Below are 22,074 nucleotides of genomic sequence, written 5' to 3'. Positions count from 1 at the left end.
TGATCGCCGGGTGGCTCAGCAGCCCAGTGATCTCTCAGAAGAAGCCCTGACCAAAGCCGTCAGCGCGGCCCGGCATGCCTTCGAGCTGGCCGGTGACCTCGATGCGCTGGCGCGCGCCAAGACCGAGCACCTCGGCGATCGTGCCCCGATCGCCGTGGCCCGCCAGTCGCTGGCGACGCTGCCCAAGACCGACCGCGCCGATGCCGGCAAACGCGTCAACGTCGCTCGCGGCGAGGCCCAGCGTGCGTACGACGAGCGGCTGGCCGCGCTGCGCGCCGAACGCGACGCCGCCGTGCTGGTCGCCGAACGCATCGACGTGACGCTGCCCTCGACGCGGCAGCCGCTGGGCGCCCGGCACCCGATCACGATCCTGGCCGAGAACGTCGCCGACACCTTCGTGGCGATGGGCTGGGAACTGGCCGAGGGGCCCGAGGTCGAGACCGAGCAGTTCAACTTCGACGCACTCAACTTCCCGCCGGATCACCCGGCCCGCAGCGAGCAGGACACCTTCCAGATTGCGCCGGACAAGTCACGCCAGGTCCTGCGCACCCACACCTCGCCGGTGCAGATCCGGGCGCTGCTGGAACGCGACCTGCCCGTCTATGTCGTTTCGATCGGGCGGACCTTCCGTACCGACGAACTCGATTCCACCCACACTCCGGTGTTCCACCAGGTGGAGGGTCTGGCCGTGGACAAAGGCCTGACCATGGCGCATTTGCGCGGCACGCTCGACGCGTTCGCACGGTCCCAGTTCGGCCCGGAGGGGCGCACCCGGTTCCGTCCGCACTTCTTCCCGTTCACCGAGCCGTCGGCCGAGGTGGACATCTGGTTCCCCGGCAAGAAGGGTGGCGCCGGCTGGGTCGAGTGGGGCGGCTGCGGCATGGTCAACCCGAATGTGTTGCGCGCCTGCGGTATTGACCCCGACGTCTACTCCGGATTTGCCTTCGGTATGGGATTGGAGCGAACCCTGCAGTTCCGCAACGGAATTCCTGACATGCGCGACATGGTTGAGGGCGACGTCCGCTTCTCACTGCCGTTCGGGGTCGGTGCCTGATGCGAATTCCTTTCAGCTGGCTGCGTGAGGCCGTCCGCGCCGGCGCCCCGGATTGGGATGCGTCCGTCGAAGAGCTCGAGGACACGTTCATCCGGATCGGACATGAGGTCGAGGAGATCATTCCGATCGGTCCGGTGAGCGGTCCGCTGACCGTCGGCCGGGTCGCCGAGATCGAGGAACTCACCGAGTTCAAGAAGCCGATCCGCGCCTGCAAGGTCGATGTCGGCGAGCCAGAGCTGCGCGACATCGTGTGTGGGGCAACGAATTTCACGATCGGCGACCTGGTGGTGGTGGCCCTGCCCGGCACCGTGCTGCCCGGCGATTTCACGATCGCCACCCGCAAGACCTACGGCCGGGTGTCCGACGGCATGATTTGTTCGGCGTCGGAGATGAACCTGGGCGTCGAGGGTGCGGGCATCCTGGTCCTGCCCGAGGGTACGGCTGAACCGGGTGCCCCGGCGGCCGATCTCCTCGGTCTGGACGACGTGGTGTTTCACCTGGCGATCACGCCGGACCGCGGCTACTGCCTGTCGGTCCGCGGCCTGGCGCGCGAGATCGCCTGTGCTCACGACCTGGATTTCGTCGACCTGGCCGACGTGGCGCCGCTGCCCGCCGAGGGCGAAGCCTGGCCGCTGACCGTCCAACCCGGCACCGGGGTCCTGCGTTTCGGCCTGCGTCCGGTCACCGGCATCGATCCGGCCGCGGTGACGCCGTGGTGGATGCAGCGGCGGTTGATGCTCAGCGGTATCCGTGCCATCTCGCCGGCCGTCGACGTGACCAACTACGTCATGCTCGAACTCGGGCACCCGATGCACGCACATGACAGCAGCCTGATCACCGGCGGGTTCGACGTGCGTTTCGCCCGCGACGGCGAGAAGGTCGTCACCCTCGACGATGTCGAGCGCACCTTGAACTCGGCCGACGTGTTGATCGTCGATGACGTCGCGACCGCCGCGATCGGTGGCGTGATGGGCGCGGGCACCACCGAGGTGCGCGATTCCACCACCGATGTACTGCTGGAGGCCGCGGTGTGGGATCCGGCCGCGGTGTCACGCACCCAGCGCCGCCTGCATCTGGCCAGTGAGGCCGGACGCCGCTACGAGCGGTCCGTTGACCCGGCGATTTCAGTTGCCGCACTTGATCGTTGCGCGACCCTGCTGGCCGAGATCGCCGGCGGCACGGTCGAACCGAAGCTGACCGACTGGCGCGCCGACGGGCGTACCGACTGGTCGCAGCCGGCCATCGAGATCCCGGCCGATCTGCCCGACCGCACCGCGGGCGTCGAGTACGCCGCAGGAACGACGGCGCGGCGGCTGGCCCAGATCGGGGCTGTTGTCGCCGGTTCCGATCCACTCACGGTGACCCCGCCGAGCTGGCGGCCCGATCTGCGTCAGCGTGCCGACCTCGTCGAAGAGGTGCTGCGTCTGGAAGGGCTGGAGTCCATCCCGTCGGTGCTGCCGACCGCGCCGGCCGGGCGGGGGCTGTCCGCAGTCCAGAAGCGTCGCCGTGCGGTCGGAAAGTCATTGGCGCTGACCGGATTCGTCGAGATCCTGCCGACGCCGTTCCTACCTGCCGGGGTGTTCGACGCCTGGGGGCTGGCCGCTGACGATCCGCGCCGCCGCACCACCAAGGTGCTCAACCCGCTGGAGGCCGACCGGCCCCAGCTGGCCACCACCCTGTTGCCGGGGCTGTTGGAGGCGTTGGGCCGCAACGTCTCCCGTGGTACCGCCGATGTGGCATTGTTCGCGATCCAGCAGGTGGTGCACCCCACCGACGAGACTCGCTCCGTCGAGCGGATCCCGAACGACCGCAGACCCACCGATGCCGAGATCGCCGGTTTGGACGCCTCGCTGCCACGGCAACCGCAGCATGTCGCCGCGGTGCTGGCCGGGCTCCGTGAGCCCGCTGGGCCATGGGGCCCGGGCCGCCCTGTCGAGGCCGCCGATGCGTTCGAGGCGGTCCGGGTGATCGGCCGGGCCGCCGGGGTGGAATTCACCCTGCGCGCTGCCCAGGAACTGCCGTGGCATCCCGGCCGCTGCGCCGAGGTGCTCGTTGGCGACACGATCGTCGGCTATGCCGGACAGTTGCACCCCGCCGTCATCGAGCGGACCGGCCTGCCCAAGGGCACCTGTGTCGTCGAACTCGACCTCGATGCGGTGCCGATCGTCGAGACGCTGCCGGCGCCGAAGGTCTCGCCGTTCCCGGCGGTGTTCCAGGACATCAGCGTCATCGTCGGCGACGACGTCGCGGCCGCTGCGGTCGTCGACGCCGTCCGCGACGGCGCCGGTGAACTGCTGGAGGACGTCCGGCTGTTCGACGTCTACACCGGCCCGCAGATCGGGGAGGGGCGCAAGTCCCTGACCCTGGCGCTGCGGTTCCGGGCCGCCGACCGCACCCTCACCGAAGACGAGGCGAGCGCCGCCCGCGACGCTGCCGTCGCTGTCGCCGGTGAGCGGGTCGGCGCCGTCCTGCGCGGCTGACCCCCCCACCCGCTCACGGAGCGAACGGGTTAATGAGTTTGCATCTGCATGCATAACCATGCAGAATTGGCGGCATGACTTCGATAGCGGTGGCCGGCGCCAGCGGCTACGCCGGCGGAGAGATCCTGCGCTTGCTGCTCGGACATCCGGCCTATGCAGACGGTCGATTGACGATCGGGGCATTGACCGCGGCATCCAGTGCCGGGACGACGCTCGCTGAACATCATCCGCACTTGCTGCCGTTGGCCTCGCGAGTACTGGAGTCGACCAACGCCGAGGTGCTGGCCGGGCATGACGTGGTGTTTCTGGGGTTGCCGCACGGACATTCCGCGGCCCTGGCCGAACAACTCGGCCCGGACACCCTGATCATCGACTGCGGTGCCGACTTCCGGCTGACCGACGCCGCCGACTGGGAGAAGTTCTACGGCTCCGCGCACGCCGGCAGCTGGCCCTACGGCCTGCCCGAGCTGCCCGGCGCCCGCGACCGGTTGCGCGACACCAAGCGCATCGCGGTACCCGGCTGCTATCCGACCGCGGCACTGCTGGCGCTGCTGCCGGCCGTCGCCGCCGATCTCGTCGACCCAACCGTCACGGTGGTCGCCGTCAGCGGCACCTCCGGCGCCGGCAAATCGGCCAAGGTGGATCTCCTCGGCGCGGAGGTGATCGGGTCGGCCCGCGCCTACAACATCGCCGGCAAGCACCGGCACACCCCGGAGATCGCGCAGGGACTGCGGGCGGTGACCGACAAGGACGTCACCGTCTCGTTCACCCCGGTGCTGATCCCGACGGCACGTGGCATCCTGGCCACCTGCACCGCCCGCACCGAGGCATCAGCCGCAGAGATCCGGGCCGCCTACGAAAAGGCTTACGACGCAGAGCCGTTCATTCATCTGCTGCCCGAGGGGCAACTGCCCAAGACCGGATCGGTGATCGGCAGCAATGCCGCCCAGATCCAGGTCGGCTTGGATGTTGAGGCGAGCAGTCTTGTGGCCATCGCCGCCATCGACAACCTGACCAAAGGCACCGGCGGCGCCGCGGTGCAGTCGATGAACCTGGCCCTGGGCTGGCCTGAGACCGAAGGACTGTCGATCGTGGGAGTGGCACCGTGACAGAAGCGGCACAGACGACCAAGCTCTTCCGCACCCAGGGTGTCACGGCCCCGGCCGGGTTCCGGGCCGCGGGAATCGCCGCCGGTATCAAGGTATCCGGTGCGCCGGACCTGGCGCTGGTGTTCAACGAGGGCCCGGACTACGCCGCGGCCGGCGTGTTCACCCGCAACAAGATCAAGGCCGCACCCGTGAAGTGGTCACAGCAGGTGCTGACCACTGGCCGGCTGCGCGCGGTGATCCTGAACTCCGGCGGCGCCAACGCCTGCACCGGCCCGCTGGGCTTCCAGGACACCCACGCCACCGCCGAGGCCGTGGCCACTGCGCTGAGTGATTGGGGCACCGAGACCGGTGCCATCGAAGTAGCCGTGTGCTCCACCGGCCTGATCGGGGACCGGTTGCCGATGGACAAGGTGCTGGCCGGCGTCACCGAGATCGTGCATGAGTTGGCCGGCGGCCTGACCGGAGGCGAAGACGCGGCCCGGGCCATCATGACCACCGATACCGTGCCGAAACAGGTTGCGCTGCACCACTCCCCGGAATCGGAGGAGAACTGGACGGTCGGCGGGATGGCCAAGGGTGCTGGCATGCTGGCGCCGTCACTGGCCACGATGTTGGTGGTGCTGACCACCGACGCGGTCGCCGATGCTGCGGCGCTCGATGCCGCACTCAGGCGCGCGGCCGCGCTGACCTTCGACCGGCTCGACGTCGACGGCAGCTGCTCGACCAACGACACCGTGCTGCTGCTGGCCTCGGGTGCCAGCGAGATCGCCCCGAGCCAGGACGATCTCGACGCGGCCGTGCTGCGGGTGTGCGACGACCTGTGCGCGCAGTTGCAGGCCGACGCCGAGGGTGTCACCAAACGCATCACCATCACCGTCACCGGAGCCGAGAGCGAGGACGATGCGCTCGTCGCGGCGCGGGTCATCGCCCGCGACAGCCTGGTCAAGACCGCGCTGTTCGGTTCCGACCCGAACTGGGGCCGGGTCCTGGCCGCGGTCGGTATCGCGCCGGTGAAGCTTGATCCGGAGCGGATCAGCGTGTCGTTCAACGGTTCTCCGGTGTGCATCGACGGGGCCGGGGCGCCTGGTGCCCGCGAGGTCGACCTATCCGGTGCGGACATCGCCGTGGCGGTGGACCTGGCGGTGGGAAGCGGCAGTGCTTCCATCAGGACCACCGATCTGTCCCACGCCTACGTCGAAGAGAACTCGGCCTACAGCTCATGAGTCAACTCATCGAGCGCGGCGTCAAGGCCCAGGTGCTCGCCTCGGCGCTGCCGTGGCTCAAGCAACTGCACGGCCAGATCGTCGTCGTCAAGTACGGCGGCAACGCCATGACCGACGACACCCTCAAGGCCGCCTTCGCTGCCGACATGGTGTTCCTGCGCAATTGCGGCATCAAACCCGTCGTGGTGCACGGCGGCGGGCCGCAGATCAGTGCCATGCTCAAGAAGCTGGGCATCGCCGGCGATTTCAAGGGCGGCTTCCGGGTGACGACGCCGGAGGTGCTCGACGTGGCGCGCATGGTGCTGTTCGGGCAGGTGGGCCGGGAACTCGTCAACCTGATCAACGCCCACGGCCCGTACGCGGTGGGCCTCACCGGTGAGGACGCACACCTGTTCACCGCGGTGCGGCGCAGCGTCACCGTCGACGGTGTGGCCACCGACATCGGGCTGGTTGGCGACGTCGAGCACGTCAACGCCGGCTCCCTGTTGGACCTCATTGCCGCCGGACGTATTCCGGTGGTCTCGACCATCGGTCCGGATGTCGACGGCGTGGTGCACAACATCAACGCCGACACCGCGGCCGCAGCCCTGGCCGAGGCGTTGGGTGCCGAAAAGCTGGTCATGCTCACCGATGTCGAAGGCCTCTACACCGATTGGCCCGACCGCTCCTCACTGGTCAGCGAGATCGACACGGCCGCACTGACCCAATTGCTGCCCAAGCTCGAATCGGGCATGGTGCCCAAGATCGAGGCCTGCCTGCGGGCGGTCAACGGCGGGGTGCCGAGTGCGCACGTCATCGACGGCCGCGTCGAACACTGTGTGCTGGTCGAGCTTTTCACCGATGAAGGAACCGGAACGAAAGTGGTGAGCCCGTCGTGACTCTGCAGGACCGCTGGGAAGCGGTGATGATGAACAACTACGGCACCCCGCCGTTGGCCCTGGCCAGCGGCGACGGCGCCGTGGTCACCGACACCGACGGCAAGTCCTACCTCGACCTGCTCGGCGGAATCGCGGTCAACCTGCTCGGGCACCGCCACCCCGCGGTCATCGAGGCCGTCACCACCCAGCTCAACACCTTGGGCCACACCTCGAACCTGTATGCCACCGAACCCGGGATCGCGCTGGCCGAAAAGCTCGTGGACCATCTGGGAACTCAGGCTCGCGTGTTCTTCTGCAACTCGGGCACCGAGGCCAACGAGGTCGCCTTCAAGATCACCCGGCTCACCGGCAAGACGAATGTCGTTGCCGCCCAAGGCGCCTTCCACGGCCGCACCATGGGATCGCTGGCGTTGACCGGCCAGCCCGCCAAGCAGGCGCCGTTCGAGCCGCTGCCGGGCAACGTCACCCACGTGCCCTACGGTGACGCCGAAGCCCTGGCCGCCGCGGTCGATTCGGATACCGCCGCGGTGTTCCTGGAACCGATCATGGGGGAGGGCGGCGTCGTCGTCCCGCCAGCCGGCTACCTGGCGAAAGCCCGCGACATCACCACCAAGAACGGCGCCCTGCTGGTGCTCGACGAGGTGCAGACCGGCGTCGGGCGTACCGGTGCCTTCTATGCCCATCAGCACGACGGCATCACCCCCGACATCGTCACGCTGGCCAAGGGCCTGGGCGGCGGGCTGCCGATCGGCGCCTGCCTGGCCATCGGCGCGGCCGGTGATCTGTTGACCCCGGGCCTGCACGGCAGCACCTTCGGCGGCAACCCGGTGTGCACCGCGGCGGCGTTGGCCGTGCTCAAGGCGCTGTCCGACGGGGACCTGATCACGCGTGCCGGCGTGCTCGGCAAGACCCTGAGCCACGGCATTGAGGAGCTCGGCCATCCGCTCGTCGACCACGTACGCGGCAAGGGTCTGTTGCAGGGCGTGGTGTTGACCGCGCCGAGTGCCAAGGCCGTCGAGACCGCCGCCCGCGATGCCGGCTTCCTGGTCAACGCCGCGGCCGCCGACGTGATCCGGTTGGCGCCGCCGCTGATCATCACCGAAGGCCAGATCGAGACGTTCCTGTCCGCCCTGCCCGCCGTACTCGACACCGCTGTGGAGGCTGATTCATGACCCGGCATTTCCTGCGCGACGACGACCTGTCGCCCGACGAGCAGGCCGAGGTGCTGGCCCTGGCCGCCGAGCTGAAGAAGGCGCCGTTCTCGCGCCGCCCGCTGGAAGGCCCGCGCGGCGTCGCGGTGATCTTCGAGAAGAACTCGACCCGCACCCGGTTCTCGTTCGAGATGGGCATCGCCCAGCTCGGTGGCCATGCCGTCGTCGTCGATGGCCGCAGCACCCAGCTGGGCCGCGAGGAGACCCTGGAAGACACCGGCGCGGTGCTGTCGCGCTACGTCGACGCCATCGTGTGGCGCACCTTCGCCCAGGAACGGCTGACCGCCATGGCATCCGGGTCGAGCGTGCCGATCGTGAATGCGCTGTCCGACGAGTTCCATCCCTGTCAGGTGCTGGCCGACCTACAGACCCTGGCCGAGCGCAAGGGTGACCTCAACGGCCTGAAGCTGACCTACCTGGGTGACGGGGCCAACAACATGGCGCACTCGCTGATGCTGGGTGGGGTCACCGCCGGCATCCACGTCACCATCGCCGCCCCGGCCGGCTTCGAACCTGATCCGCACTTCGTCGACGCCGCCAAGCGCCGCGCCGCCGAGACCGGAGCCACCGTGTCGCTGACCGAGGACCCGCGGGCCGGTGCCGACGGAGCCGACGTGCTCGTCACCGACACCTGGACCTCGATGGGGCAGGAGAACGACGGGCTGGACCGGGTGCGGCCGTTCCGCCCGTTCCAGGTCAACGCCGACCTGCTCAAGCTCGCCGACCCGGAAGCCGTTGTGCTGCACTGCCTTCCGGCGCACCGCGGTCACGAGATCACCGATGACGTGATCGACGGGCCGCAGAGCGCAGTCTTCGACGAGGCCGAGAACCGGTTGCACGCGCAGAAGGCGCTACTGGTCTGGTTGCTGGAGCACCGGTGAGGCAACCCCGGTGAGTACCCCCACCCGCGCCGGCCGTCAGGCCCGCATCATCGCCCTGCTGTCGTCGCGGCAGGTGAGCAGTCAGACCGAACTGGCCGCTCTGCTGGGGCAGGAGGGCATCGAGGTCACCCAGGCCACGTTGTCGCGCGATCTGGAGGAACTCGGCGCGGTGAAACTGCGTGGGGCCGACGGCGGCGTCGGCGTCTATGTGGTGCCCGAGGACGGCAGCCCGGTGCGCGGGGTGGCCGGCGGCACCGAGCGAATGACCCGGTTGCTGGGGGAGTTGCTGGTGTCCACCGACTCCAGCGCTAACCTTGCCGTGCTGCGCACCCCGCCCGGCGGTGCGCACTATCTGGCCAGCGCGATCGACCGGGCGGCATTACCCCACGTCGTCGGCACGATCGCCGGTGATGACACCATCTTCGTACTGGCTCGCGAGCCGATGACCGGTGCCGAGCTCGCCAGCACTTTCGAGAACCTCAAATAGAGCTGAAGTAAAAGGAGACTGCTCACATGTCCGATCGCGTGATCCTCGCGTACTCCGGGGGTCTGGACACCTCGGTGGCCATCAGCTGGATTGGCAAGGAGACCGGCCGTGAGGTCGTCGCCGTCGCCATCGACCTCGGCCAGGGTGGCGAGGATATGGAGGTCGTACGGCAGCGTGCACTGGATTGCGGTGCGGTCGAGGCGGTGGTGGTCGACGCCCGCGACGAGTTCGCCAACGAGTACTGCTTGCCGACCATCAAGTCCAACGCGCTCTACATGGACCGCTATCCGCTGGTGTCGGCCATCAGCCGGCCGTTGATCGTCAAGCACCTGGTGGCCGCGGCCCGTGAGCACGGCGGCGGCACCGTCGCCCACGGCTGCACCGGCAAGGGCAACGACCAGGTCCGCTTCGAGGTCGGATTCGCCTCGCTGGCGCCCGATCTGCAGGTGCTGGCCCCGGTCCGCGATTACGCCTGGACCCGGGAGAAGGCCATCGCCTTCGCCGAGGAGAACGCCATCCCGATCAACGTGACCAAGCGCTCGCCGTTCTCGATCGACCAGAACGTGTGGGGCCGCGCGGTGGAGACCGGGTTCCTGGAGCACCTGTGGAACGCCCCGACCAAGGACGTCTACGACTACACCGAGGACCCGACGGTCAACTGGAACACCCCCGACGAGGTCATTGTCGGCTTCGAAAAGGGTGTCCCGGTTTCGATCGACGGTCGTCCGGTGACCGTGTTGCAGGCCATCGAGGAGCTCAACCGCCGCGCCGGCGCCCAAGGTGTGGGCCGCCTCGACGTGGTCGAGGACCGGCTGGTCGGCATCAAGAGCCGCGAGATCTACGAGGCGCCGGGCGCCATGGTGCTGATCACCGCCCACACCGAACTCGAGCACGTCACGCTGGAGCGTGAGCTGGGCCGGTTCAAGCGCACCACCGACCAGAAGTGGGGCGAGTTGGTCTATGACGGCCTGTGGTATTCGCCGCTGAAGGCCTCGCTGGAGGCCTTCGTCGAGCACACCCAGCAGCACGTCACCGGCGAGATCCGGCTGGTTCTGCACGGCGGCCACATCGCGGTCAACGGCCGCCGCAGCGCGGAGTCGCTGTACGACTTCAACCTGGCCACCTACGACGAGGGCGACAGCTTCGACCAGTCCTCGGCCAAGGGCTTCGTGCACGTGCACGGGTTGAGCAGCAAGATCTCCGCCAAGCGCGACCTGGGCCTCTAGGTCACCTCGACGCGCGAGCAGACGCGGATGTCCCCAAAACCTCGGTGTGTCGGGTACATGTGCGTCTGCTCGCGGAAGGAACGGACATGAGTACCAACGAAGGTTCGCTGTGGGGCGGTCGGTTCGCCGACGGCCCCTCGGATGCCCTTGCGGCCCTGAGCAAGTCGACGCACTTCGACTGGGTGCTGGCCCCGTACGACGTCACCGCGTCCAAGGCGCATGCCCGGGTGCTGCACCGGGCCGGGCTGCTCACCGACGAGCAGCGCGACGGCCTGCTCGCCGGGCTGGACAGCCTCGGTTCCGACGTCGCCGACGGCAGCTTCGAACCGCTGCCCACCGACGAGGATGTGCATGGTGCCCTCGAGCGTGGCCTGATCGACCGGGTCGGTCCCGATCTTGGCGGCCGGTTGCGGGCCGGACGATCGCGCAACGACCAGGTGGCGACGCTGTTCCGGATGTGGCTGCGCGACGCCGTCCGCCGCGTCGCCGACGGGGTGCTCGAGGTGGTCAATGCGCTGGCCATCCAGGCTGCGGCACACCCGACGGCGATCATGCCCGGCAAGACCCATCTGCAGGCGGCCCAGCCGATCCTGCTCGCACATCACCTGCTCGCGCATGCTCATCCCTTGCTGCGCAACGTCGACCGGCTCGCCGACTTCGACGACCGCACCGCGGTCTCGCCCTACGGCTCGGGGGCGCTGGCCGGCTCCTCGCTGGGGCTGGACCCCGATGCCATCGCTGCGGACCTCGGGTTCGCCTCGGCTGCAGACAATTCCGTCGACGCCACCGCCGCACGCGATTTCGCCGCCGAGGCCGCCTTCGTCTTCGCCCAGATCGGGGTGGACCTGTCCCGGCTCGCCGAGGACATCATCCTCTGGAGCACCACCGAATTCGGTTACGTCACACTGCACGACGCCTGGTCGACCGGCAGCTCGATCATGCCGCAGAAGAAGAACCCGGACATCGCCGAGCTGGCCCGCGGCAAATCCGGGCGGCTGATCGGCAACCTGACCGGCCTGCTGGCCACGCTCAAGGCGCAGCCGCTGGCCTACAACCGCGACCTGCAGGAAGACAAGGAACCGGTCTTCGACTCGGTGGCGCAGTTGGAGCTGCTGCTGCCGGCAATGGCCGGGCTGGTCGGCACACTGACCTTCGACGAGGCGCGGATGGCGGCGCTGGCCCCGGCCGGCTACACGTTGGCCACCGACATCGCCGAATGGCTGGTTCGCCAAGGTGTTCCGTTCCGGGTGGCCCATGAGGCCGCCGGTGCCGCGGTGCAGACGGCGGAGGGCCGCGGTGTGGGGCTGGACGAGCTCACCGACGACGAGTTTGCCGCGATCAACCCAGCGCTCACGGCGCGGGTGCGTGAGGTGCTGACGGTCGAGGGTTCGGTGAACGCGCGCAGTGCCCGCGGCGGTACCGCGCCCGTTCAGGTGGCCAAGCAGCTGGGAATGGTCCGGAACGCCATGGAGGAGTTGCGGATCCGGCTGAGCCGCTAGCGGCTATTCCAGGTGTTCGGACAGCTCCAGCCAACGCGCCTCGAACTCGGCGACCTGTGATTCCAGTTCACGCAGTTCGCCGGTGAGCTTGCCGAGCCCGACATGGTCGGACTGGTCGTGAGCGGCGAGCTCGTCATGTTTGGCGGCGATCCGATCGGCCAGCTTGGCCAGCGACCGGTCGATCGACGAGATCTCCTTCTCGATGGCGCGCTGCTCGGCGCCGGAAAGCCCTTGTGACACCGCCGGTTCCGCGCGCGGAGCCGGCGCCGACGAGGTGGCCGACGCTGCACTCAACCGCAGGTACTCGTCGACGCCTCCGGGCAGGTGCCGTAGCCGGCCGTCGAGGATCGCGTACTGCTGGTCGGTGACCCGTTCCAGCAGATACCGATCGTGCGACACCACGATCAACGTGCCCGGCCAGGAATCCAGCAGATCCTCGGTGGCGGTCAGCATGTCGGTGTCGACGTCGTTGGTCGGCTCGTCGAGGATCAACACGTTCGGTTCCGACAAAACCACCAGCATGAGCTGCAGCCGGCGGCGCTGCCCGCCGGAGAGTTGTCCGACCCGGGTGGACAACTGGTCGCGGGCAAACCCCAACCGTTCCAACAATTGCGCCGGGGTGAAGTCCTTGCCGTCGATCTGGTAGCTGGTCTGCAGCCGGCCGATCACCTCGCGGACCATGTCACCCGCGACGGCGTCGAGCTCGCTGGACTGCTGGTCGAGGATCGAAAGCCGCACGGTCTTACCGCGTTTGACCCGGCCGCTGGTCGGGGCCACCGTTCCGGCGATCAGGCCCAGCAGCGTGGACTTGCCGGCCCCGTTCGCCCCGAGGATGCCGGTGCGCTCACCTGGTCCGATGCGCCATTCGATGTCGCGCAACACTTCTCGTTCGGCGCCGGGATAGGACACCGACACGTCGAGGAGGTCGATCACGTCTTTGCCCAGCCGTGCGGTGGCCAGCCGAGACAGCTCCACGGTGTTGCGCAACGGCGGCACGTCGGAGATCAGGGCGTTGGCCGCGTCGATCCGGAACTTGGGTTTGGAGGTGCGCGCCGGCGCGCCGCGGCGCAGCCAGGCCAACTCCTTGCGCATCAGATTCTGCCGCTTGGCCTCGATCGATGCCGCTTGGCGGTCCCGTTCCACCCGCTGCAACACATACGCCGCGTAGCCGCCCTCGAACGGCTCGACGATCCGATCGTGCACCTCCCAGGTGGTGGTGGCGACCTCGTCGAGAAACCAACGGTCGTGGGTGATCAGCAGCAGCCCGCCGGTCCCGCGCGCCCAGCGCGCCTTGATGTGGCCGGCCAGCCAGGTGATGCCCTGGATGTCGAGGTGGTTGGTCGGCTCGTCGAGCGCGATGACGTCCCAGTCGCCGATCAGCAACGCGGCCAGCTGCACCCGTCGACGTTGTCCACCCGACAGCGTCGAGACCTGGGCGTCGAACGGGATATCGGCGACCAGGCCGCCGATCACGTCGCGGGTGCGGGCATCACCGGCCCATTCGTGTTCGGGCCGATCTCCGACCAAGGACCAGCCCACGGTGTGCTCGGGATCGAGCGTGTCGGTCTGGTCCAGGGAACCCACTCGTAGCCCGCTGCGCCGGGTCACGCGGCCGGAGTGCGGCGTGATGCGGCCGGTGAGCATGCCCAGCAGCGTCGACTTTCCGTCGCCGTTGCGGCCGACGATTCCGATCCGGTCGCCTTCGCTGACGCCGACGGTGACCGAATCGAACACCACCCCGGTGGGGTACTCCAGATGTAGGGTTTCGCCCCCGAGCAGGTGAGCCATCGCCGCCGACCCTATCGTTCGGCGGCACCGACACCGGCACCGCCCGGGGCCGTATCCGGGCTCGGGCCGATCAAGTCGGTGATCCGTTGCTGTTGTGCCATGATGGCCAGGTCAATCGGGGGTTGGGTCGATTAGTCATGTGGGGAGCAGGCTGGTGGATTTCTCGGCAGTGACCAGACCGGTGGAGCGGTTGCTGGCAACCGCGCAGAACGGCCTGGAGGTGCTGCGTTACGGCGGCCTGGAGACCGGCGCGGTCCCTTCGCCATTTCAGCTCATCCAGAGTGTGCCGATGTACCGGCTGCGTCGGTACTTCCCGCCGGATGTGCGCCCCGGAGCGCAGCATCCGCGTCCGCCCGTGCTGATGGTGCACCCGATGATGATGTCGGCCGACATGTGGGACGTCACGCGCGAGGACGGCGCCGTCGGGATCCTGAACGCCGCGGGGATCGACCCGTGGGTGATCGACTTCGGCTCACCGGACAAGGTCGAGGGCGGGATGCAGCGCAACCTCGCCGACCACGTGGTGGCGTTGTCCGAAGCCATCGACGTGGTCAAAGAGGTCACGGGCCGCGACGTCCACCTGGCCGGGTACTCCCAAGGCGGGATGTTCGCCTACCAGGCCGCGGCGTACCGGCGGTCCAAGGATCTGGCCAGCATCATCGCTTTCGGCTCGCCGGTGGACACCCTGGCCGCGTTGCCGATGAACGTTCCGGCTGGGGTGGCCGCCGGCGCCGCGGATTTCATGGCCGACCATGTGTTCAGCCGCATCGACATCCCGGGGTGGTTGGCCCGCACCGGATTTCAGATGCTCGACCCCATCAAGACCGCCCAGTCGCGGCTGGAGTTCCTGCGCCAGTTGCATGACCGCGAGGCCTTGCTGCCGCGCGAACAGCAGCGTCGGTTCCTGTCCTCGGAGGGCTGGATCGCGTGGTCGGGCCCGGCGATCTCCGAACTGCTCAAGCAGTTCATCGCGCACAACCGGATGATCACCGGTGGGTTCTCGGTGCACGGCGATCTGGTCACGCTGTCCGACATCGACTGCCCGATCCTGGCCGTGGTCGGCGAGGTGGACGACATCGGCCAGCCGGCCGCCGTTCGCGGGATCAAGCGCGCCGCGCCGGATGCCGACGTCTACGAATATCTGATCAGGGCGGGGCATTTCGGCTTGGTGGTCGGATCGAAAGCCTCCACCCAGACCTGGCCGACTGTGGCGCAGTGGGTGAAATGGCTTGGCGGAGAAGAGATGCCAGAAGGCGTCGTCCCGATGGAATCACAGCCGGCGAATCACCCCGAGGGGGGAGTGTCGTTCTCGACCCGGGTCACCCACGGGGCCACCGCCGCGACAGAGATGGCGTTCGGGGTGGCCCGGTCGGCCGCGGATGCGTTGGTGGCGGCGAACAAGAATGCGCGCACGCTGGTGATCGAGACCGCGCGCACGTTGCCCCGCCTGGCCAGGCTGGGACAGGTCAACGACCACACCCGGATCTCGCTCGGCCGCATCATGAGCGAGCAGGCGCGCAGCGCCCCCAACGGTGAGGCACTGCTGTTCGACGGCCGCGTGCACACCTATGAGGCGGTGGATCGCCGGATCAACAACGTGGTGCGTGGCCTGATCGACGTTGGGGTACGACAGGGCGCCCGGGTCGGCGTGTTGATGGACACCCGACCCAGCGCACTGGTGGCGATCGCGGCCCTGTCCCGGCTGGGTGCGGTGGCGGTGTTGCTGCCCAAGGCGGATCTGGCAGAGGCGGTCCGGCTCGGCCGCGTGGCCGAGATCATCGCCGACCCGAGCCATCTCGAGGTGGCGCGGCAACTCGATATGCGCGTGCTCGTTCTCGGCGGCGGTGAGAGCCGGGACCTCGATCTGCCGGAGGAAACGGACGACGTCGCCGCGGTCGTCGACATGGAGAAGATCGATCCCGACGCCGTCGAACTCCCCGGTTGGTACCGGCCCAACCCGGGGTTGGCCCGGGATCTGGCCTTCGTCGCGTTCAGCGAGGTCGGCGGTGAGCTCGTGGCCCGGCAGATCACGAACTACCGCTGGGCGCTGTCGGCGTTCGGCACGGCGTCGGCGGCCAATCTGGGGCGCGGCGACACCGTGTACTGCCTCACGCCGCTGCATCACCAGTCGGGTCTGCTGGTCAGCCTCGGCGGTGCCGTCGTCGGCGGCTCGCGGATCGCGCTGTCCCGGGGCCTACAGCCGGACCGGTTCCTGCAGGAGATCCGGCAGTACGGCGTCACCGTGGTGTCCTACACCTGGGCCATGCTCCGCGAGGTCATCGACGATCCGTCGTTCTCGCTCACCGGTAGCCACCCGGTCCGCCTCTTCATCGGCTCCGGTATGCCCGCCGGGTTGTGGAAACGCGTGATCGACGTGTTCGAGCCGGCCCACGTCGTCGAATTCTTCGCCACCACCGACGGGCAGGCCGTGCTGGCCAACGTGTCGGGCGCCAAGATCGGCAGCAAGGGTCGTCCGCTGCCCGGCGGCGGCACGGTTGCGCTCGCCGCGTACGACGCCGACGACGATCTGATCCTGGAAGACGAGCAGGGCTTCGTGCGCAAGGCCGAGACCAACGAGGTCGGTGTGCTGTTGGCCCATCCGCGCGGCCCGGTCGATCCGACCGCGGTGGTCAAGCGCGGCGTGTTCGCGCCGGCCGACACCTGGGTGTCCACCGAGTTCCTCTTCCGCCGGGACGAGGACGGTGACTACTGGTTGGTGGACAACCGCAGCGCGGTGATCCGCACCGAACGCGGCCCCGTCTTCGCGACAAGTGTCAACGATGCGGTCGGTTGCCTGGATGCGGTCGACATGTCGGTCACCTACGGAGTGGAGGACGGCGGCCGGCTGCTGGCGGTGACGGCGCTGGCGCTGCGCCCCGGCGGCAGCGTTCCGACCGCCGACCTCACGCGCGCCATGGACGAGCTGGCCGCCGGCTGCCCGCCCGATGTCGTGCACGTGGTGGCCGACATGGAACTCGGAGCGTCGTACCGCCCGCTGATCGCGCCGTTGCGCAAGGCCGGGATCCCCAAACCGTCGCGCCGTAACTGTTGGTACTTCGATGCCGATACCGGTACATACAAGAAGTTGACCGCGGCCAGCCGGGCCGAACTCGTCGGCGGAGCAGCCGCCGACGCACCGGAGGCCCGGTAACCGACGAGGTGCCGGCGCCGGAAAGCGCTGTTACGCTCCGGCGGACGGCGCAGCGACAGGAGGATCGATGACATCGGGATCGGGTATGCACCAGTGGCGTCGCGTCGTCACCGGATCGGTGACCGGCGCCGCGCTGGCGGTGGGTCTGCTGGTGGGCGCCGGCGCGCCGCAGGCGGCCGCCGATCCTGTCGAGCCGTCGGCTCACGCCGATGCGCCGCCCGCGGCGGGAGCGGGTGCGTCCGGGGGCGATGCGCGTGAAGCGCCACCGATGACCGCCGACGAGGCGTTGGCCATCATCGCCCGGGATTACGACACCGGCGAAGGCGGCGGCCAGATCTCCCAGCTGATCCACGACATCATGAAGCTGCGTGCGCAGGGCTACAGGCCGTCGAACGCCAACCGCACGGCCATCACCAAGGCACTCGACAAGCGCCCGAACCAGGTTCCGTTGATCGACGCGCTCAAGAGCACCTTGTCCTATCAGCGCAAGCTTCAGGCCCAGTCGAACGCCGCGCAGGTCCCACAGCAGGGGGTCGTCAATCCCGGCGTCGGCCAGTTCCCGGCAGGCATCGCTCCCCTTCCGGGCGGGGGACAGCCCGGCCCGAGTGGCGGCATCCAGATCCCGCTGGGCTAGCGTCACGTGGTGGTCGACGACAAGCTCTTGAGCATCCTGGTCTGTCCGCAGGACCGCGGCCCGCTGCTGCTGGCCGGCGCGGATTGGCTGTACAACCCGCGGCTGCGGCGCGCCTATCGCATCGAGGACGGTATCCCGGTGCTGCTCGTGGACGAGGCCGTGGCCATCGATGACGATGCCGAGCACCGCCGACTGCTGGCGCTGGCCGGGTCAGGGGAGTCCGGGTAGGTCCCCGGTGAGATACCGCTGCAGGGTGGGGCCGATGGTCTCGACGATCTGTTCCACCGGCAGCGACGCGAACGGGTCCAGTTCCAGGATGTAGCGGGCCATCGCGACCCCGACCAGTTGTGAGGCGACGAACTGGATTCGGATCTGGGCACTGCCGACCGGGTTGTCCACCCGGGGACCGATCGCACCGACGATGATCTCCTGAAGAAACGACCGCACCAGCGATACGTCGTTGCCGGCGAGGATCGAGCGCAGCGTCGCCACGAATCCCTTGCCGATCTCGGAATCCCACAGCGGCAACAGGATTGCCGGCAGCGTGTGCCCGATCTGCTCTACCGGCACCTCCTGCAGCTTCCCGATCACCGTCATCGGATCGATGGGAATGTGGATCGCGGCGGCGAACAGCTCGGTCTTGGTCCCGAAGTAGTGGTGTACCAGGGCGGCGTCGACTCCCGCTTCGGCGGCGATGGCGCGGATCGACGTCTTGTCGAACCCGTTGCGGGCGAACAATTCTCGCGCGCCGGCCAGGATGCGCTCGCGCTTGTCCGACCGCCCGGCGGGACGACCGGGGCGTTTGCGTTCTCGTCGGGAATCGATGTCGGTGGTCACGGCTTCCTAGGGGGTTCGGCGGCGCAGTGTGGCTGCGGCCAGACATAGTGCCACTGCCGCGAAGCCCACCACAATCGCGATGTCGCGTACCGCCACGCCGGTCAGCCCGGGGTGGGCGCCGACCTGCTGTAACGCTTCGAGCGCATAACTGGCCGGCAGCACGTTGCTGATCCACTGCAGCCACTCGGGCAGCGCCGCGCGCGGGACGATGATGCCGCACAACAACAGTTGCGGAGCGATGACCAGCGGCATGAACTGCACGGCCTGAAACTCCGTCCGGGCGAACGCGCTGCACAACAGGCCCAGACCGACGCCGAGGACGGCGTTGACGATCGCGATCAGGAAGACCAGGGCCGGGCTTCCCTCGGTGTGGAATCCGAGGAGCCAGAAAGAGACGATGCAGGCCAGGGTGGCCTGGGCCGCGGCGGCGAGCGAGAACGCGGTGCCGTAGGCGGCGAGTAGATCGAAGCGGCGCAGCGGTGTGGTGAGAATCCGCTCGAGCGTTCCCGACACCCGTTCGCGTTGCATGGTGATCGAGGTGATCAGAAACATCACGATGAGCGGGAAGACCCCGAGCATGATCAGGCACGCGTTGTTGAACGGGCCCGGGTGCCCCGGTGCCGTCGGTGCGTTCTGGAACATGAAGTACATCAGGGCGATGATCAGGCTGGGCACCACCAGGATCATCGCCACGCTGCGGTGATCCGCCGCCAACTGCCGCAGGATGCGGCCGGTGGTGGCCAGGTAGGCCGTCGGGCTCAGTCGGCCCGGTCGCGGCCGGCTGTGGCGCTGCGCCGGATGACGGTGAGAAACGCTTCCTCCAGAGACGTGCATGAGGTGTCCTTCCGTAGCCGGTCAGGGGTGGTGTGGGCGAGCAATCGGCCTTCGCGCATGAGCAGCAGGTCCCCGCAGTGATCGGCCTCGTCCATGACGTGGCTCGAGACGAGCAGTGTCGTTCCCTGCGCGGCGAGCCGCCGGAACTGTTCCCACAGGTCGACGCGCAGCACCGGGTCCAGGCCGACGGTGGGTTCGTCGAGCACCAGCAGTTCGGGCTCGGCCACCAAGGCGCAGGCCAGCGAGACGCGCGTGCGTTGACCTCCGGAGAGATCGCCGCAGTATGCGCCGCGATGGTCATCGAGACCCACCGATCGGATGGCCTCGGCTGCCGAATTCGCCGACGTGCCGTAGAGGGCGGCGAAGTACCTGACGTTGTCGATGACCCGCAGGTCGTCGTAGATCGTGGCATCTTGCGTGACGTAGCCGACCCGGTGTCGCAGCGGCGCCGAACCTGCCGGGTGTCCCAGCACTGTGACGGTGCCTGCCGTGATGATCTGGGTGCCGACGATGCTGCGCATCAAGGTGGTCTTGCCACAACCCGAGGGCCCCAGAAGACCGGTGATCGCGCCCCGTTTGATCTGCACGTCGAGGTCGCTGATTGCTCGCCGGCCACCGCGGTCGACCTGCAACCCGGTGATCTCGACGGCACAGGTGGACGGCCCCGAGAATTCATCGACCGATGAAGTCATCATGTGATGAATACTGCGCTCACTGTGCGGGCGGTGTCAACGGTGGTTGTTGCGAAGTGCAGAATCGCTCGGGTGAGCGCTGAGCAGCTGGCCGTGGATCCGCTGCTGGCAGCCCGCCGGCTGCTGGGAGCCGAGCTGATCGGCCGCGGTGTACGCGCCGCGATCGTCGAGGTGGAGGCCTACGGCGGCCCGCCGGACGGGCCCTGGCCCGACGCCGCGGCGCATTCGTATCGCGGTCCGAGTGGGCGCAACCAGGTGATGTTCGGACCACCGGGGCGGCTCTACACCTATCGCAGCCACGGCATTCACGTGTGCGCCAACGTGGTCTGCGGCTACGACGGCGTCGCGGCTGCCGTGTTGTTGCGGGCCGCCGTGGTGCACAGCGGAACCGCGCTGGCCACCCGTCGTCGCGGGCCTGCGGTGTTGCCGGTCGGATTGGCGCGGGGCCCGGGCAATCTGTGCTCTGCGTTGGGAATCACCATGGAGGACAACGGAATCGACTTGTTCGCGGCCGACAGTCCGGTGCGGCTGACGATGGGCGAGGCGCACCAGGCGGTGGAAGGCCCGCGCGTCGGGGTGAGCAAGGCCGCCGACCGGCCGTGGCGGTTCTGGCTGGCTGACTGCCCCCAGGTGTCGGCGTATCGGCGTAGCCCACGTGCGCCGGCGCCCGGCGCAAGTGACTGATGTCGTCAATGCGGCATGATCGTCGTCATGAGCATGGGAATTCTCGATGAGCTGGACTGGCGTGGGCTGATCGCGCAGTCGACCGACCGCGACGCCCTGGCCGAAGACCTGGCCAAGGGACCCATGACCGTCTATTCCGGCTTCGATCCGACCGCGCCCAGCCTGCACGCGGGCCACCTGGTACCCCTGTTGACGCTGCGGCGCTTTCAGCGCGCCGGGCACCGTCCGATCGTGCTCGCCGGCGGCGCCACCGGGATGATCGGCGACCCGCGGGACACGGGGGAGCGCACCCTCAACACCGCAGACACCGTCGCCGACTGGGCCGATCGCATCCGCGGCCAACTGGAGCGCTTCGTCGAGTTCGACGACACGCCCACGGGTGCCATCGTCGAGAACAACCTCTCCTGGACGGCCGAACTTTCGGCGATCGAGTTCCTGCGCGACCTGGGGAAATACTTCTCGGTCAACGTGATGCTCGACCGGGAGACGGTTCGGCGCCGGCTTGAGGGCGACGGTATCTCCTACACCGAATTCAGCTACATGCTGCTGCAGGCCAACGACTTCGTCGAACTGCACCAGCGGCACGGCTGTGCGCTGCAGATCGGCGGCTCCGACCAGTGGGGCAACATCGTGGCCGGCGCCCGGCTGGTGCGGCAGAAGGCCGGCGCCACCGTGCACGCCATGACGACTCCGCTGGTCACCGACTCCGAGGGCAAGAAGTTCGGTAAGTCGACCGGCGGCGGCAATCTGTGGCTGGACCCTGAGATGACCAGCCCCTATGCCTGGTACCAGTACTTCGTCAACACCGCCGACGCCGACGTGATCGGGTACCTACGCTGGTTCACCTTTCTGTCGTCGGACGAGATCGCCGAACTCGAGGACGCCACGAAGAACCGTGCGCATGAACGTGCCGCGCAGAAACGTTTGGCACGCGAACTCACCACGTTGGTGCACGGAGAAGCCGCGACGAAGGCTGTCGAGCTGGCCAGCCAGGCGCTGTTCGGTCGGGCAGAGTTGGCCGATCTCGACGAGCCGACCCTCGGTGCCGCGCTGCGCGAGGCCAGTAACGGAGCGGTGGCGCAGTTGAAGCCGGGCGGTCCGGACTCGATCACCGATTTGTTGGTCGCCACGGAATTGGTGAACAGCAAGGGCGCCGCGCGCCGCACCGTGGCAGAGGGCGGCGTCTATGTGAACAACATTCGTATTGAAAGCGACGAGTGGATACCACAGCATTCGGATTTTCTGCATGATCGCTGGCTCGTGTTGCGACGTGGCAAGCGCAACATCGCGGGCGTCGAGCGCACGGGCGTGTAGGCGCTCCGCGCCGAGCGCTCTGACCTGGAATAAGTTACGTGAGCACTAACGGGGAGTCAAATCGCCTGGTCACTGCGACGTTTTCCCAGGTC

At 68.3% G+C, this 22,074-nt stretch carries 19 protein-coding genes; 15 read left to right on the top strand and 4 right to left on the bottom strand.

Annotation, left to right across the window (positions count from 1 at the left end; genetic code table 11):
• Window positions 1-10: 10 nt before the first annotated feature.
• From pheS to argH, 10 genes are all read left to right on the top strand, one after another.
• Window positions 11-1,054, top strand: coding sequence for a phenylalanine--tRNA ligase subunit alpha (gene pheS / locus A5699_RS07740; RefSeq protein WP_067767838.1), 1,044 nt, complete (start codon window positions 11-13; stop codon window positions 1,052-1,054).
• The gene (gene pheT / locus A5699_RS07735) at window positions 1,054-3,534 is read left to right on the top strand and encodes a phenylalanine--tRNA ligase subunit beta (protein ID WP_067767835.1); all 2,481 of its coding nucleotides are present in this window, start codon (window positions 1,054-1,056) and stop codon (window positions 3,532-3,534) included. Before pheS ends, pheT begins: the two co-directional genes overlap by 1 nt.
• Window positions 3,535-3,608: 74 nt before the next feature.
• A complete protein-coding gene (gene argC, locus A5699_RS07730) occupies window positions 3,609-4,643 on the top strand; it encodes an N-acetyl-gamma-glutamyl-phosphate reductase (RefSeq protein WP_067767832.1) in 1,035 nt (344 codons plus the stop codon).
• Window positions 4,640-5,866 carry a bifunctional glutamate N-acetyltransferase/amino-acid acetyltransferase ArgJ gene (gene argJ / locus A5699_RS07725; protein WP_067767830.1) on the top strand — a complete coding sequence of 409 codons (1,227 nt, stop codon included), beginning with the start codon at window positions 4,640-4,642 and terminating at the stop codon, window positions 5,864-5,866. Before argC ends, argJ begins: the two co-directional genes overlap by 4 nt.
• Window positions 5,863-6,744 (top strand): acetylglutamate kinase, encoded by an 882-nt coding sequence (gene argB, locus A5699_RS07720; RefSeq protein WP_067767828.1) that lies wholly within the window; start codon window positions 5,863-5,865, stop codon window positions 6,742-6,744. The genes argJ and argB overlap by 4 nt, the downstream gene beginning before the upstream one ends.
• Complete coding sequence (locus A5699_RS07715) at window positions 6,741-7,916, top strand: acetylornithine transaminase (RefSeq protein WP_067767826.1); 1,176 nt, start codon at window positions 6,741-6,743, stop codon at window positions 7,914-7,916. Before argB ends, A5699_RS07715 begins: the two co-directional genes overlap by 4 nt.
• Entirely contained in the window at window positions 7,913-8,836 is a 924-nt protein-coding gene (gene argF, locus A5699_RS07710; protein WP_067767824.1) for an ornithine carbamoyltransferase, read from the top strand. Before A5699_RS07715 ends, argF begins: the two co-directional genes overlap by 4 nt.
• Window positions 8,837-8,846: 10 nt before the next feature.
• Window positions 8,847-9,323, top strand: coding sequence for an arginine repressor (locus A5699_RS07705; RefSeq protein WP_067767821.1), 477 nt, complete (start codon window positions 8,847-8,849; stop codon window positions 9,321-9,323).
• Window positions 9,324-9,349: 26 nt separating this feature from the next.
• Entirely contained in the window at window positions 9,350-10,549 is a 1,200-nt protein-coding gene (locus A5699_RS07700) for an argininosuccinate synthase (RefSeq protein WP_066898172.1), read from the top strand.
• Between the two features lie 86 nt (window positions 10,550-10,635).
• A complete protein-coding gene (gene argH, locus A5699_RS07695; protein WP_067767818.1) occupies window positions 10,636-12,048 on the top strand; it encodes an argininosuccinate lyase in 1,413 nt (470 codons plus the stop codon).
• A 3-nt stretch (window positions 12,049-12,051) separates the two neighbouring features.
• Here argH and A5699_RS07690 read toward each other — a convergent pair whose 3' ends face one another.
• On the bottom strand, window positions 12,052-13,836 hold the full coding sequence (locus A5699_RS07690) for an ABC-F family ATP-binding cassette domain-containing protein (RefSeq protein WP_067767815.1): 1,785 nt from the start codon (window positions 13,834-13,836) through the stop codon (window positions 12,052-12,054).
• A 154-nt stretch (window positions 13,837-13,990) separates the two neighbouring features.
• Here A5699_RS07690 and A5699_RS07685 point away from each other — a divergent pair, with 154 nt between their 5' ends.
• The 3 genes from A5699_RS07685 to A5699_RS07675 all read left to right on the top strand — a co-directional run bounded on the left by A5699_RS07685 (window position 13,991) and on the right by A5699_RS07675 (window position 17,849).
• Window positions 13,991-16,987, top strand: a complete 2,997-nt coding sequence (locus tag A5699_RS07685; RefSeq protein WP_067767812.1) for an acyl-CoA synthetase — start codon at window positions 13,991-13,993, stop codon at window positions 16,985-16,987.
• Between the two features lie 67 nt (window positions 16,988-17,054).
• Window positions 17,055-17,621 carry a hypothetical protein gene (locus A5699_RS07680; protein WP_067767809.1) on the top strand — a complete coding sequence of 189 codons (567 nt, stop codon included), beginning with the start codon at window positions 17,055-17,057 and terminating at the stop codon, window positions 17,619-17,621.
• A 9-nt stretch (window positions 17,622-17,630) separates the two neighbouring features.
• Window positions 17,631-17,849 (top strand): Trm112 family protein, encoded by a 219-nt coding sequence (locus A5699_RS07675; protein WP_067767900.1) that lies wholly within the window; start codon window positions 17,631-17,633, stop codon window positions 17,847-17,849.
• Here the strand turns inward: A5699_RS07675 and A5699_RS07670 are convergent.
• Genes A5699_RS07670 through A5699_RS07660 form a run of 3 tightly spaced genes read right to left on the bottom strand, consistent with a single transcriptional unit; the run spans window position 17,832 to window position 19,987 of the window.
• Window positions 17,832-18,458, bottom strand: a complete 627-nt coding sequence (locus tag A5699_RS07670) for a TetR/AcrR family transcriptional regulator (RefSeq protein WP_067767806.1) — start codon at window positions 18,456-18,458, stop codon at window positions 17,832-17,834. The two genes, A5699_RS07675 and A5699_RS07670, sit on opposite strands and share 18 nt — an antisense overlap.
• 6 nt (window positions 18,459-18,464) lie before the next feature.
• Complete coding sequence (locus tag A5699_RS07665) at window positions 18,465-19,292, bottom strand: ABC transporter permease (RefSeq protein WP_076238639.1); 828 nt, start codon at window positions 19,290-19,292, stop codon at window positions 18,465-18,467.
• Window positions 19,217-19,987, bottom strand: coding sequence for an ABC transporter ATP-binding protein (locus tag A5699_RS07660; protein WP_067767803.1), 771 nt, complete (start codon window positions 19,985-19,987; stop codon window positions 19,217-19,219). The genes A5699_RS07665 and A5699_RS07660 overlap by 76 nt, the downstream gene beginning before the upstream one ends.
• 69 nt (window positions 19,988-20,056) lie before the next feature.
• Here A5699_RS07660 and A5699_RS07655 point away from each other — a divergent pair, with 69 nt between their 5' ends.
• The gene (locus A5699_RS07655) at window positions 20,057-20,668 is read left to right on the top strand and encodes a DNA-3-methyladenine glycosylase (protein WP_067767799.1); all 612 of its coding nucleotides are present in this window, start codon (window positions 20,057-20,059) and stop codon (window positions 20,666-20,668) included.
• A gap of 27 nt (window positions 20,669-20,695) precedes the next feature.
• The gene (tyrS, locus tag A5699_RS07650; RefSeq protein ID WP_197508222.1) at window positions 20,696-21,982 is read left to right on the top strand and encodes a tyrosine--tRNA ligase; all 1,287 of its coding nucleotides are present in this window, start codon (window positions 20,696-20,698) and stop codon (window positions 21,980-21,982) included.
• Window positions 21,983-22,074: the final 92 nt, after the last annotated feature.

This window comes from Mycobacterium sp. E802 (assembly GCF_001666875.1).
GTDB lineage: Bacteria > Actinomycetota > Actinomycetes > Mycobacteriales > Mycobacteriaceae > Mycobacterium.
This window is presented reverse-complemented; position numbering and strand designations above follow the sequence as displayed.

Excerpts from the sequence above, each read along its gene's own strand:
- argC (WP_067767832.1), top strand. The coding sequence starts at position 3,609 with ATGACTTCGATAGCGGTGGCCGGCGCCAGCGGCTACGCCGGCGGAGAG.
- A5699_RS07665 (WP_076238639.1), bottom strand. The coding sequence starts at position 19,292 with ATGCACGTCTCTGGAGGAAGCGTTTCTCACCGTCATCCGGCGCAGCGC.
- tyrS (WP_197508222.1), top strand. The coding sequence starts at position 20,696 with ATGAGCATGGGAATTCTCGATGAGCTGGACTGGCGTGGGCTGATCGCG.
- argB (WP_067767828.1), top strand. The coding sequence starts at position 5,863 with ATGAGTCAACTCATCGAGCGCGGCGTCAAGGCCCAGGTGCTCGCCTCG.
- argH (WP_067767818.1), top strand. The coding sequence starts at position 10,636 with ATGAGTACCAACGAAGGTTCGCTGTGGGGCGGTCGGTTCGCCGACGGC.
- A5699_RS07660 (WP_067767803.1), bottom strand. The coding sequence starts at position 19,987 with ATGATGACTTCATCGGTCGATGAATTCTCGGGGCCGTCCACCTGTGCC.
- argF (WP_067767824.1), top strand. The coding sequence starts at position 7,913 with ATGACCCGGCATTTCCTGCGCGACGACGACCTGTCGCCCGACGAGCAG.
- A5699_RS07700 (WP_066898172.1), top strand. The coding sequence starts at position 9,350 with ATGTCCGATCGCGTGATCCTCGCGTACTCCGGGGGTCTGGACACCTCG.
- A5699_RS07690 (WP_067767815.1), bottom strand. The coding sequence starts at position 13,836 with ATGGCTCACCTGCTCGGGGGCGAAACCCTACATCTGGAGTACCCCACC.
- A5699_RS07680 (WP_067767809.1), top strand. The coding sequence starts at position 17,055 with ATGACATCGGGATCGGGTATGCACCAGTGGCGTCGCGTCGTCACCGGA.
- pheT (WP_067767835.1), top strand. The coding sequence starts at position 1,054 with ATGCGAATTCCTTTCAGCTGGCTGCGTGAGGCCGTCCGCGCCGGCGCC.